Annotated in this window: 9 protein-coding genes and 1 pseudogene; 3 read left to right on the forward strand and 7 right to left on the reverse strand. The window is 56.3% G+C overall.

Features of this window, described 5'->3' with window-relative positions; translation table 11 throughout:
* Positions 1-76: 76 nt before the first annotated feature.
* On the forward strand, positions 77-1,330 hold the full coding sequence (locus tag L1065_RS14070) for an AGE family epimerase/isomerase (RefSeq protein WP_237096145.1): 1,254 nt from the start codon (positions 77-79) through the stop codon (positions 1,328-1,330).
* Here L1065_RS14070 and L1065_RS14075 read toward each other — a convergent pair.
* From L1065_RS14075 to L1065_RS14105, 7 genes are all read right to left on the reverse strand, one after another.
* Positions 1,327-4,407: a glycoside hydrolase family 38 C-terminal domain-containing protein gene (locus L1065_RS14075; protein WP_237096146.1), complete on the reverse strand. Its 3,081-nt coding sequence runs from the start codon at positions 4,405-4,407 to the stop codon at positions 1,327-1,329. The two genes, L1065_RS14070 and L1065_RS14075, sit on opposite strands and share 4 nt — an antisense overlap.
* Complete coding sequence (locus L1065_RS14080; RefSeq protein WP_237096147.1) at positions 4,404-6,149, reverse strand: ABC transporter ATP-binding protein; 1,746 nt, start codon at positions 6,147-6,149, stop codon at positions 4,404-4,406. The genes L1065_RS14075 and L1065_RS14080 overlap by 4 nt, the downstream gene beginning before the upstream one ends.
* Positions 6,149-7,081 (reverse strand): ABC transporter permease, encoded by a 933-nt coding sequence (locus L1065_RS14085; protein WP_237096148.1) that lies wholly within the window; start codon positions 7,079-7,081, stop codon positions 6,149-6,151. Before L1065_RS14085 ends, L1065_RS14080 begins: the two co-directional genes overlap by 1 nt.
* Entirely contained in the window at positions 7,081-8,091 is a 1,011-nt protein-coding gene (locus tag L1065_RS14090) for an ABC transporter permease (protein WP_237096149.1), read from the reverse strand. Before L1065_RS14090 ends, L1065_RS14085 begins: the two co-directional genes overlap by 1 nt.
* Positions 8,092-8,212: 121 nt before the next feature.
* Positions 8,213-9,940: an ABC transporter substrate-binding protein gene (locus L1065_RS14095; RefSeq protein ID WP_237096150.1), complete on the reverse strand. Its 1,728-nt coding sequence runs from the start codon at positions 9,938-9,940 to the stop codon at positions 8,213-8,215.
* A gap of 45 nt (positions 9,941-9,985) precedes the next feature.
* Positions 9,986-10,666: an MBL fold metallo-hydrolase gene (locus L1065_RS14100; protein WP_237096151.1), complete on the reverse strand. Its 681-nt coding sequence runs from the start codon at positions 10,664-10,666 to the stop codon at positions 9,986-9,988.
* Positions 10,666-11,490 (reverse strand): phytanoyl-CoA dioxygenase family protein, encoded by an 825-nt coding sequence (locus L1065_RS14105; protein ID WP_237096152.1) that lies wholly within the window; start codon positions 11,488-11,490, stop codon positions 10,666-10,668. Before L1065_RS14105 ends, L1065_RS14100 begins: the two co-directional genes overlap by 1 nt.
* Positions 11,491-11,623: 133 nt before the next feature.
* On the opposite strand from L1065_RS14105, the gene L1065_RS14110 reads away from it, so the two are divergent.
* Positions 11,624-12,490, forward strand: a complete 867-nt coding sequence (locus L1065_RS14110; RefSeq protein WP_237096153.1) for an AraC family transcriptional regulator — start codon at positions 11,624-11,626, stop codon at positions 12,488-12,490.
* A gap of 713 nt (positions 12,491-13,203) precedes the next feature.
* Positions 13,204-14,299 (forward strand): annotated as a pseudogene (locus L1065_RS14115) (DDE-type integrase/transposase/recombinase); the annotation flags it as partial.
* Positions 14,300-14,391: the final 92 nt, after the last annotated feature.

Consider the following 14,391-nt stretch of genomic DNA (forward strand, 5'->3'; position numbering starts at 1 on the left):
GATGCGTTGCAACCTCAAACGGCGGGGGTAGAGTGAGGTAGCACCCACCAACAGCGACGTGTTGAAGAGACCAGATATGCCCAATTCACACACCCCGCGCACCGCCCCCGGCCCTGCGTCACATGACGGGTTCTGGCTTGATACGCCCGAGCACCGCGCCTGGCTGATCGATCAGGCACAGCGCCAATGGTTTTTTTTTGACGCCAGCCTGACGGACCGCGCAGGCTTTGCCACGCTTGGCCCCGACGGACGCGCCCTGCCCGACACCACGCAAGAGCTGCACACAACGACACGGCTGATCCATTCCTATGCGCTTGGGCACCTGATGGGCCATAATGGGGCATCTGCGATGGTGGAGCGCGGCATGTCTTATCTGCGCAGCCACCATCATGATACGCAACACGGTGGCTACCTTTGGGCGTTGGATGCAGAAGGGATCAAGGATGATCGCAAGCTGGCCTATGGCCATATGTTTGTGCTGCTGGCCGCGGCCAGTGCCAAGATGGCGGGACATGCAGATGCCGATGATCTGATGGCCGATGTAAGGGGCGTGCTTGAGGCGCACTATTGGGAAGAGGACATGGGTCTTTTTTGCGATGAGTTCAGCCGGGATTGGACGCCGTTTTCAGACTACCGCGGGATGAACGCGAATATGCACGGCGTGGAGGCGCATCTGACGGCGTTCGAGGCCACAGGAGAGGCCAGTTTCCTTGATCGTGCGGGGCGTATTTTGGACTTTTTCACAGCGAAGATGGCACCACACCACAGCTGGCGTCTGCCCGAACATTACACGGCTGATTGGCAGATTGATCGTGAGTATTCGGGCGATGCCATGTTCCGTCCTTCTGGCACCACCCCCGGCCATTCATTTGAATTCGGGCGCTTGCTGTTGCAGCATTGGGATCTGTCGGGGCGGCCTGATACGGATGCGCCGGTGCGCGCGCGCAAACTGATTGAACAGGCGCTCAGCGATGCGTGGATGCCTGAGGGCGGCTTTGCCTATACGTTGGATTTTGACGGGTCGGTCAGCCGCGACTGGCGGTTCTGGTGGCCTGTGACCGAAGCGATTGGCGCGGTGGCTGCCCTGATCAAACTGGACCGCCAAGAGGGCGATGAGGTGTGGTATCGCAGGCTTTGGCGCTTTGCCGATGCGCATTTCATCGACCATGACCGCGGCGGTTGGTTTCCTGAAATTGATGCCCACGGCAAAGTGACCAGCACCATTTTTGCAGGCAAGCCTGATATTTATCACGCGCTTCAGGCCTGTCTCTATCCGCTGACACCGCGGCTGTCGCGCCATGCAGACGACCTTGGGGCAGGGGCGCGTTAGGCGCTAAATTCAACGCGCAGGGTGCGGATTTTGAACGGCGCAAACGTGAGTGTCACGGTCTGGCCATGATGGGGCAGGGCACGGGGCTGATCTTCGAAAATCGACACCTCATGCACGCGCGCCACCTGATGGCCGAAGCGAAGCGTCGTGTCGCCTGCCGTGCCATGGGCTTCAAAAAGGCGCAGGATGATGCCTTTGCCATTATCTGCAGGCTTCACAGTTTCGACGATGATATTGGCCGCATCCGAGCGCACCAACGGCGGGGTTGGTTCGCTTGGCCCATCTTGACCCTGCAAAGCTGTCAGCACACGCAGCGGCGCGTTCAGATCATAGGCGGCGTGGTCCAGCACATCAGGGCGTGCTGCATCAAAGGGCAGCAAGGCATAGGTAAAGCTGTGATGGCCCTGATCGGCGGTGGGATCGGGCGATGTGGCGCTTTTGATCAAGGTGATCCGGATGCGCCCGCCCAGAACATCATAGCCATATTTGCAATCATTGAGCACGGCGACCGCATCGCCCCCGTCCGAGACGGCGGCCCATTTATGCGCAGGCACTTCAAAGCGCGCGGCATCAAAAGCGGTATCGCGGCTGATACTGCGGCACACGCGGCCCCATTGGACATCAAAGCTGGCGTCTTTGGGGGATAGTCGCGTGGGGAAAGCGGCCTTAAGCAATGTATGTTGTTCGTGCCAATCCACATCCGTTACAAAATCCAACCGTGCGCTGTGGGCGCAAAGCTGGATATCTTGGGTGATGGTGCTGCTGCGCCACCGCGTTGTGACACGCAGGGCGGCGCGCAAAGGGCCTGTTTCGGTGATTTCGGCGTGGGTATCGCCTGTGATGCTTTCGCACCTGTCTTCATAGGTCGGATCAATGTCCCAAGCGTCCCAACAGATGGGGCGGTCCTCAAAAGCGATAAGGGTGTTGCCCGCCTCGCCCTTGGCCAAAATGTTGCGCCCGTTGGTTTTGTCGATCACCGCGCTCAGATGGCCCGCACCTGTCAGGGCCACTTTGACAAAGGCATTTTCAAGCACAAAACCACCCCCTTGCTGTGTGCAAGTGGCGGGATGGGCGGGTGCGCTGGCCGCCGAAAGCGGCATGGTGGCGTAGCTTTCAAGTTGGTCGAAAAGAACAAGCGTGCCGCCATCAACGGGCTGGCCGTTGGTGCCTGCCGTTTGGGTCAATGCCAGCCGCGGCCCCGTGGTGGGCGCGGTGTTGATCACGGATGCGTCCGGTGCAGCCAGAGCCGCGATTGCGGTTTGTGCCGCTGCTTCGGTCAGCGTTGCAATATGCGCATAATCGCGGCGTGCGTCCTCAAAGACTTCGGTGACAGAGGTGCCTGTGATGATGTCGTGGAACTGGTTGAGGCACAAAAGCTGCCAAGCCTCGCTCAGATCACAAGGAAGGCCCGCCATTGCGGCCAGCGCCTCGGCCTCATGCAGAGCCCATTCGGCCTTGCGGTTGGCGCGTTTGATCCAGCCTTGCGAGGTATAGGTGCCGCGGTGCCCTTCCATGTAATGTTCGCCTTGCCAGACGGGCAGGTTTTCGGCGCTCTTTTCGATGTTTTCGAACAATGCACGCACGGTGCTATGTTTGAATTGGGGCATGCCCGGCATGGATTTGAAGACCTGCGCCTTGGCCAGAAGATCTTCGGTCGGGCCGCCGCCACCATCCCCATACCCGTAGCAAATGGGCAGGTCGCGCACATCGGATTGGGCGGTTGAATGCGTCCAGGTGCCAAGAACCTCTGCCGCGCTCAGATCACTTTTGTAATTCGTCGGGAAGGGTAGATATTGCACATCGCGCGGGGTTGTCAGGATGTGGGCCAGCACGCGTGTGCCATCAAGACCCTGCCATTTGTGGGTGGTTGACGGGACAGCGTTATACTGGTTCCAGTTCAGCTTATTGGTCACAAACCAGTCCAAGCCAGCCAGCTTCATCAGTTGCGGCACTTGCGCGGGGAACCCGAAGGTATCGGGCAGCCAAAGGGCAGGGGTTTCCACATCGCCGAAGGTCTGTTTGAAGTAACCGCGCCCGAGGGTGAGTTGGCGCACCAGCGCCTCTGCGCCAGACAGATTAAGGTCGGGTTCGACCCACATGCCCCCCATGACTTCCCACCGGCCTTCGGCCACGCGTGCCTTGATCCGATCGAAAATTGCAGGGTAATCGCGTTGGGTATAGGCGTAGAGCTGCGGTTGGGAGTGCGAAAAGATGTAGTCGGGGTCTGCTTCCATCAAGCGCAGGACGTTGGTGTAGGTCCGCGCATTTTTAAGCCGTATCTGATCAATCGGCCAAAGGTAGGCGATGTCCATATGCGCATGCCCGATCCCGTGCAGGGTCACATCAAGCGGGGCATCGGCGCGGGCAAGATGGCCTTGCAGACAGTCCAGCGCCTTGGGCACAGCCGCATAAAACGCATCCGCAATAGGGGCGCGGGTATCAAGATGGCTGACCGCATCATCAAGGCTTGTGATCAGCTTTTGGCCCTGTGCGCTGTCATACCCAAGCGTGCGTGCGGCATCCAAAACGGTATTGGCAAGCTGCACGAATACCAAAGCCGCCGGGTCGCGTTCGACCAAAGCAGGTTCGCCCATATAAAGCTTGGCTTTGCAACTTGGGTCAGGCGGCCAGCCTGCCAGCCCCGTCCAGCCATGCAGCGACAGCACGTGGCTGCGATCATCGACCAGATCGGCGGGCAGGGGGATGGTGTGATGGTAGCGATCAGCCGACCCAATGGCGACCGTATCAACATGCACCAAAGCCTCTGGGTGGTTGAAGATGTCACCCAGAACACCAAGCGGCAGATGCAGCGCGATATGGTCAGCCGACCAACCGCGCGGCACCTCAAAAGCGGACTTCATCACAAAGTTCAGATCAGCATGACCCCAATAGCTTTGATGTGGCACCTCGTCCCAATGGGTCGGATCGGAACAAATGGGGGCGTCAATCATGGCCTTGGTCAGCGGCATGATCTTGAAAGGCGCGAGCGGTTGGCGCCTGCGATAGACATAAGGCGCAATAAGCGACAGCCGCGCTGCCAGCTTTTCAACAGTAAAGGGCCAAGGGGTGGTCGTCATGTGGTGCTCAGATCAAATCCCGGAACGGTGCCGCGATAAACAGCAGGCACTTGGGCGGCTTCGGCTTCCAGCTTGGCAGGGTCCCAATCCTGACGCCCGTCTCCCCAACTGCGGGCCAGATCGGGCCACGGGATACTGTCAATCAGCAATCGGGTATAGGGATGCTGCGGCGCGCCAATCACCTCTTTGGGCGGGCCGGCCTCTACGACATTGCCTTTGAACAGAACCATCACATAATCGCTAACGTGATAGGCCGTCGCAAGGTCATGGGTGATATAGAGGATCGAGATTCCGTATTGATCCTTGAGGTCATAGATATTGGACAAGATTGACGCGCGCAGCGATGCATCGACCATCGAAACAGGCTCATCCGCGATCAGAAGTTTGGGCGACAGCATCAGGGCGCGGGCCACCACAAGGCGCTGACGCTGGCCGCCCGACAGCTGATGGGGATAGCGGTTCAGCACCAGATCGGGATCAAGGCCGACAGCTTGGCACGCCTGTTCCATCGCGGTTTGTGTGTGGGCCGCAGATTTGGACAGGCCGAATTGCTTGAAAGGGAATTTCAGCGCGTGGTTCACACGGTAGAACGGGTTAAAACAGGCGTAGGGGTCTTGGAACACCGCTTGCACGTTCTTGCGAAAATCAAGCGATTGCGCCGCGTTCATGCCAGCCACATCCTGCCCTTCAAAAAGCACCTTGCCCTGACTGGGCGGGTTAAACCCAAGCATGATCGACCCCATCGTCGACTTGCCGGACCCCGACTGCCCCACGATGGAAATGATCTGGGGTGTGTCGCCTTGCAAGGTAAACGACATCGGGTGCAACGCGGTGACAGGGCCGTAATCCTTGCGGACGTTTTCAAAACGCAAAAGCGGCTCTGACGAGGCGCGTTTGGGTGCCTGGGCCCGTGCATCGGGATTAAGAAAGCTTTCGCCCCCCACAAGTGGCACCGAAGAAATCAGATCACGGGTATAGGGATGCTTGGGCGCTTCAAGAATTTGCTGGACTGTGCCGTGTTCGACCAATGCGCCGTCTTTGAGCACTGCAAGCTCATCAACCGTTTGGGCCATCAGCCCCATGTCATGGCCGATCAGCATTAACCCAGAGCCTATTTCAGCCTGAATCGCCTTGAGCGTTTGCATAACCTGCCGTTGCGTGACCACATCAAGCGCCGATGTCGGCTCGTCCGCGATGATGAGTTCGGGGTTGAGGATAATGCCCATGGCGATGCAGACACGCTGTTTCATCCCGCCCGACAGCTCATGCGGAAACAGATCAGCGGTGTGCAACGGCAAGCCAACGCTGTGCAAAGCAGCGTCCGATCGGCGTTTGAGTTCAGCACGGTCAACCGCGCCTTCATGGGCGATGATGCCGTCCCACATTTGCGGTTCCACCCGCATAACGGGGTTCAGCGAATTCATCGCACCTTGCGGGATATAGGCCACGCGCGACAGACGCGTGCGGCGCATTTCATCTTCGCCCAAGGCCAGCACATCTGTGCCGCCCAGATCAATGCTGCCGCCTGACACGCGACCCGGTTCGGCCAACATCTGCATCACGGCCAGCGCCGTCGTGGTTTTGCCAGAGCCGGATTCCCCGATGAAACCAACGCGGCGCCCTTTGTGGATATCAAGGCTGAGCGATTTGACCGCCTGCACCACGCCCTGCGGCGTTGGAAATTCAATCGACACATCTTTGAGCGTCAGGACAGGTTTGTCGGTGTTTGGGTGGTCCAACATCAGCTTAGCTTTCTCAGACGGGGGTTAGAGACTTCATCAAGCCCAAGGTTGATCAGCAGCAAACCGATAAAGATGATCCCGAGCAGAAGGGTCGGGATGCCCCACCACCACCACAGGTTCTGGATCAGTGCCCCTGCGTTGATCGCCTCGTAAATGGTGCGCCCAAGCGTGGGGATGCGCTGAGGGCCAAGGCCAAGCACCTCTAGGCCCACGGCGGTGACAATAGAGGTGGTCACCGACGCGATGAACGAGCCAAACAGGTAAGGCACAAGATTGGGCATCATCTCGCGAAACATGATGTGGCTGGTGGATGCGCCAGACAGCTGCGCCATTTGCACATAGCCCGATTGCTTCATCGATAGCACCTGCGCGCGGATAAGGCGCGTGGGGGATTGCCAGACAAACCCTGCAATCAACAGCGCCATCATGGTCAGCGATACATCGCCAAAGGCCGATTGGAATACCACCAAGATCAACAGCGGCGGAATGGTGATCATCACATCCGCGCCAACACGGATGGTATCATCCACGCGCCCGCCCAGAAAACCTGCGGAAAAGCCAAGGAAAATACCAATCGACATCCCGATAAGCGATGCAAGTAGCCCCACAAACAAAGTGTTTGGCGCGCCCACGATAATCATCGCCAGCATATCCCTGCCGCCGCCATCTGTGCCAATCGGGTGGGCTGCCACACCGCTTTGACCGCGCAGGTTCTCAAATCCTATAGGCGGCAGTTTAAGCGGGCTGGAGCCTGTGAACACCAGATCAAGATCCCACACAAACCGCCCCAAAAGACCGATCAGCACAATGCTAAGCAGCAGACCAGCCCCCCAGATCAGTTTGGGGTTCAACCACGGGTTGTCAAACTGGCGGAACCGGCGGGCTTGGCGTTTTTCGGCACGGGTCAGGGGCATATCGTTTGGCTGTGTCATCACGTGGCCTCATGGCGGATGCGGGGGTCGATGAACGGGTAGAGCAGATCGACAAGGAAAACCGAAAGCGCCGTAATCAGAATGATCACATAGCTGACGCCTTGAATGACCGGAAAATCCTGATTGAGGATCGCGTCATACAAAAGCTTGCCCATCCCGTTATAGGCAAAGATGCGTTCAACCAGCACCTGGCCTGCGATCAGCAACCCGATCTTAAGCGCAAAGGCCGTGATCTGCGGCAAGATCGCATTGCGGATCATGTAGCGATAAAGAATGTAGCGTGGGCGCAGCCCTTTGGCTTCGGCCAGTTTGACGTAGTCTTCGCCCTGCACGCCAATCATCAACCCGCGCATGCCCAAGGCCCAAAAGCCAAAGGTCACAACCACAATGGACAGCGCAGGCAGGAAGCCGTGGTGCAGCACCGATTTGACGAAATCCCATGTCCAGCCGGGTTCGACAAAAATGGAATAGGCCCCCGTCAGCGGAAACCACTGCAGCTGCGCCGAAAAAATCCACATCAACAAAAGGCCCGACAGGATTGGCGGGATAGAGGTGAACACCATCGCCGCGGGGATCGCCACTTTGACCAGTTTGGGCGAGCGGTCCCAAACCATCAGTGCACCCAACAGATTACCGATGAAGAATGTGATCAAAAGCGACAGGATCATCAGACCCATCGTCCACGGCAACGCGTTCAGGATCAGGGTTGAAACAGGCGTGGGGAAAGCGGCCGTGGACAGGCCGAAGTCAAAGACCAGCGCGCCCGAGATATATTTGAAGTATTGCAAAATAAGGGGCTGATCGATGCCCATATTCGCCCGCAGCTGCGCCAAAATCTCTTCAGAGTTCGCAACCGAACCTGCACCGGCAGCCATCCGCCCCAAGGCGATTTCCGCAGGATCAACAGGCGACAGACGTGGAATGATCCAGATAATCGTCGCGGCAATCAGGATTGTCAGCACAAAGGTGACAAGCCTGTTGATAAGATAGGATCGAGGGATGCGTCCCATATGAACACCTTTGATCTAGACAGTTCGGAAACGATCAGGCCAAGCGGGCCGTTACCGAACAGTCCAAGGGAAAGGGGGTGGGGGGCACAGGGTGCGCCCCCCAGAGGCGAACCGAGGCAGGTTAGTTGCCCGCAGGTTCCAGATTGTGGATGATCTGATGGGTGTGGTTCCACCAAAAGAACGGATGGTTGTAGTAGTTGTCCGCCGTGGGCCAACCCGTCCAATAGGTTTCGTTCATCGGCAGCAGTTTTGCCGCCTGAACCAGCGGAATAAACGGCATTTCCGCATCCAGATGGCCATAGGCTTCAGCCACAAGGCCGGGAATGGCTTCATCACCAAGCGGACGTGCGGCAATGTCATCCATGATCGCACTATAGCTTTCGGCGGCAGGGCCATCCCAACGGGCTGTGTTGTTGAACCCTGGCGAGCGTTCGCCCACGGGCACCACGTCTTTGACCGTATAGCGCCCCATCGAGGCCCAAGGCTCGTTCACAGACCCGCATGATAGCCAGCTGTAGGACATCTCATAGCCGCCAAATGGCAGCACTTCGCCCCAGAACACACCGTTTTCGACAGGCACGGCACGCGCATCAATGCCCGCACGTTGCAGCTGCTCAACGATCACGTCGATGGTGCGGGTATATTCGGTTGAGGCCGAATTCACATGGATGTTCACCGACAGCGTTTCGCCGTCTTTGGTGTAGTAATCGCCATCACGGCTCCAGCCTTCGGCTTCCAGCAATGCCTGCCCCGCGGCAACATCTGCGCTGGCAGGCAGGCCGTACCCTGCATCCATGATCGCATCCACAAACGGGGACATCGACCCGTAATTGGCAAACATGGTTTCCGATGCAGTTGTCGTGCCTTCATAGGCGACATTCACAATCTGGTTGCGGTCGATGATCGAAGCAACGGCCTTGCGCATATTGGCGTTGTCCCAAGGCGCGACCGTGGTGTTGATTTCCAACTGACGTGCGCAGGGGTCTGCGGCGGCATAGGGATAATCATCATACCATGCGGTCACATTCGGGTTTTGGGCCTTGATCGCCTCAAAGGTGCCGATGGTGACGTTTTGCGCGGCGTCCAACTGGTTGGACACCATCAGCTGTGCGCGGCTTTCCTCACCCCCTGATTCAAGGAAGATCACGCGCTGCGGCGCGGGCAAATCCATAAAGCCCGTCTTGGCACCCCACCAATCATCATTGCGGTCCCAGATTGCACGGTTCGACGCCGCCGACGAGAATGTATAAGGCCCTGTGCCGATCGGATCAGAGAAGGTGAACGTCGCAGCATCCTGACCGCCCCAGATATGTTCGGGCATAATCAGGAACGAGCCAAAGATACGCACCCCAAAGTTTTCGACGATAAACCGCGGGTTGGGCGCATTCAGCGTAAACTTGACCGTCAGATCATCAATCTTTTCCACCGATGCGACCTGCGCTTTGATCGTGCTGGCCTCGCGGCTGGAAATCTCTTCGTTCGTCAGCGCGATATTGGTGGTAAAAATAACGTCGTCGGCGTTAAACGCTTCTCCGTCCGACCACTCAACGCCCTCGCGTAGCGAAATGGTAAATTCGGTGCTATCGGCGTTCTGCTCAAACCCTGTGGCCAACCACGGATCCAGATCACCTGTGCCATAGTTCAGAATGAACAGCGGCTCCCACATGGTCTGATGCGCGCCGTGCATCCGTTTGGTGCCCGGTGTCATCCAGTTGAAATTCGTGGGGTCCTGAATGGTGCGGTCCAGATCGAAAATAACCGTGTTTTCACGCGCAACGTCTTGCGCAAAAGCGCCGGACGCGGCCAAAGCCAACGCCGTTGTCGCCAGTAAGATTTTTGTTCGTTTCATTGTTTTCCTCCCAGAAAATGGCTTTGCGCCTGTTAGTGTGTCCGCCTAGCGAACATAGTCCATGACCAGAACACGCGTGCGGTCTGGCAGGTCATCCTTTGTAATTGTGTGGGTCGGCCCAAAGGCAAAATCGACGTCGTCATCCTTGAAATGCGCCAAGAAACTCTCGATCCACATGGTGTTGCGGGGCCGATAGGTCAGCGTGCGAAAATGCATCGGGATGACAAGTTTGGGACGGGTGCGATGGATCATCTCCATCAGGTCGGGCAGCTCTAGCGTCAGATAGCCCCCCGCCAAAGCAAACAGAATATCGGTGTCTTTGAAAAACGCCTGCTGCGCGTCGGTCAACGGGTTGCCCACATCGCCCATATGCGCGCATTTGATCCCATCAAGCGTGAAGCGATACATCCCGTTCTGACCCGGCACCTCATGTTCGGGGTGGTGGTCCCATTCAGCGGCTTCGATCGCCGTAATCTCAATCCCGTTGGACTGCATTGACCCGCCGCTTTGGGCAACAGTCAAAGCGTTTACGACGCTCGGGTCGCCCGCGATCAGATCGGCACGGCAATGCGCGCTATCATCATCAGACGAAATAATCACAAGATCCGCTGGTTCCTTGATCGGGGCATAACCAACGCCTTCGGGCGTATAGGGATCGGTGATGATTTTGGGGCCGTTTTCGGGACGCAGGCCAAAGGCTGCATGACCAAACCAAGTGATATCCATCAGTTGTTTCCTACCACATGGGGGCTTTGTGTTTGTGTGATATCATTATTGTCAGGCCGCGGATGGGTAACCCATGATCCCGCATTGCCACGACACAAGATCGCTTCGACGCCGGTCGCCCATGCAGCGTCCGTGATCTGCACGGTCGGCGGACAATAGCGCAGTGTTAAGCCGCAACGACGGCGATTAGACATATTTGCCTGCGATCCATGCACTAACATATCCGCATGCATGGAAATCTGGCCCGCTTTCAAGGCATTGGTAAAGGGCGCGCCCATTTCATCGGCGTTTGCTGTGCCCTTGTGAAATATATTTGCGCCCGGTGTGGTTTTGGCCTCTGGCAAAGCACCACGCATATGGGTGCCAGGAATGAAGCGCATTGCCGAATTACGTTCATCGGCGTCATCGATTGCCAACCAAACTGTCACAGTTCTCGCAGGGCTTAATGCCCAAAAGGACGCATCTTGGTGCCAAGGTACTGTTTTGGGGTCCTTTGGCGCTTTGGACAATATAGCAGAGGCCCAACATAAAATGTCGGGACCAATGATGTCCTGAACCAGATCAAGAATACGTGCGTCAGTTGCGATGTCGTAGAGGCCCGACAGACGCGCCTGATAGCAGTTGATGCCATAGGCTCCAGCCTCGCCCATGGTCTGCATCAAGCCATTTATGAAACTGCGAATGTCTGCAATTTCATCCGCGCCAAACACATCAAAAGGTTGGACAAAGCCCTGTTCATTATACTGTGCAATCTGTGCGTCCGTCAAAACGGCTGCGCCGATCCTGGACGCTGGCACAAAGCTAAGGTCTTGAACCAAATCCAAAACACTCTCCTCCCTTTTGAACTTGGTATCGTTGCCGAGCCTCACCCGAGAGTCACCACTCCAGTTTGACATTTATTTGCACTATTTTGATATTTGTCTGCTGCAAAGCAGCATTTATTTGCTAATATTGCTCATGGACAAAACCACATTTCAAATCGACACCTATATCGGCACGACCGAGTCCTTTCACTTCGCACGCAAGCGTCTGGACCCCCGTTTCCCCGAATTGGCTCATGATCATGACTGTTTTGAGGTCTTTTTGATCGAAAGTGGCCGAACCTCTCATTGGATCAATGGCACCACCCAGACACTTGAACCGGGGCAACTGGTGTTCATCAGACCCCACGACGTTCACGCCTTCAGTGCCGACAGAACCCTTGGCTGCGAGATCAGCAATGTCATGTTTCGCCAGGAAACCGCAGCGCATCTTGCCGCGCGATATGCAGATACCATCGAACGTCGCTTTTTTGATGCAAGAACCCCGTTGCCCGAAATGCACACCCTTGCACCCGCACGGTTTGCCCGCGCGATCAATGTCTCAAAACAGTTGCAAACGGCGCATCGCTCGCTTGCACGTATCGAAGAATACCTCTTGGTTTTGACCAACCGTGTGGCAAACGTGACGACAGGCATATCCGACAGCACCCCCAAATGGTTCGCAGAAGCCTGTAGCGCGGCGCAATCCAAAGAGGTTTTCCAAAAAGGTGTCGCAGGGTTCATCTCGGCCGCGGGACGAAGCCATGAACATGTCTGCCGCACATGTAAAACGGTCACAGGGCTGACACCGTCAGATTACATCAACCAAATCAGGATCGAGTTCGCCGCGCATCTTTTGCGCAGTGACGAAAAACCCATCAACGATATTGTAGAAGACTGTGGCTTTGACAACACCAGCTACTTCTATCGTCTGTTCCGCCAACAATACGGCACCACGCCACGGCAGTACCGTCTGAAAAATCTGCGCGACCCGTTCAAATCGGATGATATTAGGACAGGCTAGGTGCCTTCTATCCGCCAAAACGTCTGACGCATTGCCATACCGTGAGCAGACGCTAGGCCATACGCCTTGTCCGACGGGTTTTGCCTGGTGCGCGGCCGTTGGAAGCCTCGTTCTGCAAACGCCAGTATTTACATGAAATGGATTACGCGGCTTGTTTTTGATGTTGCAGGCGTGGCTTGTGAATGACCTGGACCTGATGCTTGCAGTGCGAGGTCAATGTGTCCTTCACATCCTCGGCCGGCATGTCCCTCTCGCGCTTAGTACTGCGCACTTCCCTGCCGGGCAGTGGTAGCAGAGCTTCCATGAGACGATGTAGCGACTGTAATCGTCGAGGACCGTGCTGAGATAGAACCAACCCCACCCAAGGACCACGCAAGCCATCCAGCACGATCCTGATCTTGTTCGCCCGATCACTCGGACCAGTGGCGTTCACGGGCTCAATCAAATGAATGGTGCTTGCGGGTCGCGCGCTTGGTGTCTTTGACAACCTTCTCGTCAGGGCTCTTCGTTATCTTTCTCATCGTCCAATCCTGAGTGGCTACGATGAGCAACAAACCCTCTCTTAGCAAATACCGCAATTTGGACCCATAAGGGCTGACGTCAGACACTGTCAGACGTCAGCGCCCTCGGGACAAATTTGAGGATTTGAATAAGGGAGGATTTCTGGTTCATCTTATCGATTGCGCGATCGAGATGACGAACAAGCCAGTCATATCGAAAGACGCCGCTGTGAGCTGGTCAAAAACATCCGTCGCAAGACACGTCAAACTTACTCAGCTGAAGAAAAGATCCGCATTGTTTTGGCTGGTCTGCGATGCGAGGAGAGCATTTCGGTTCTTCGCCGCCGCGAGTGCATCGCGGAGAGCCTTTATTGCAGGTGGTCCAAGGAGTTCCTTGAAGCAGGCAAGCTTCGGTTATCGGGCGATACTGCGCGGCAGGCCACGTCTCTAAGAGTGAAGGATCTGCGTTCAGAGTCGCTGGCATTGAAGGAATGCGTAGCGGATCTGACCCTTGAAAATCGTTTGCTCAAAAAAAGTATGACAGGAAATGCGGAGTACGGGGAATGAGGTATCCCCCGTCTGAAAAGCTTGAGATTATCCGCACCGTTGAGGGCGCGCATCTTCCTGTCAAACAGACCCTTGATATGCTGTGCATTGCGCGCAGCACATTTTACCGCTGGTACGATCTCTATGTCGACAGCGGCGTGGATGCGCTGTCGGATCAATCGCCGCGTCCTAAGTCTGTATGGAACCGCATTCCCGATGCCCGCCGCGACGATTTGATTGAGCTTGCGCTGGAACACGAGGCGCTGTCGATACGGGAACTGGCGGTCAAATATACTGATGAGAAGCGGTATTTTATCTCTGAATCATCGGCTTATCGCATTCTCAAAGCAGCTGACCTCATCACTGCACCTGATTATGTGGTGATCAAAGCGGCCGATGCGTTCAAAGACAAAACTAAGGCGATCAACGAGATGTGGCAGACCGACTTCACCTACTTCAAGATCGTTGGCTGGAGTTGGTATTATCTCAGCACGATCTTGAACGATTACAGTCGCTACATCATCGTTTGGAAGCTCTGCACAAACATGCGAGCCGAAGATGTGACTGACACGATCGAACTGGCCTCGTCAGCGTCTGGTTGTGACCAGGTGGTCGTGCGTCATAAACCCCGCCTGCTGAGTGACAACGCATCTTGTTACATCTCTGGCGATCTGGCTGAATGGTTAGAAGGGCAAAACATGAAGCATGTCCGCAGTGCACCGTTCCATCCGCAGACCCAAGGCAAATCGAACGCTGGCATCAAAAACAAGCCGCATCCTCAATCACACACACAAACCAGAGCCTCCAATGCTAAAGCCGCTCTGATGTCCAACTTTATATGACGACGGACATGCT

The sequence above is a fragment of the Nereida sp. MMG025 genome (assembly GCF_021654165.1).
Taxonomy (GTDB): Bacteria; Pseudomonadota; Alphaproteobacteria; order Rhodobacterales; family Rhodobacteraceae; genus Nereida.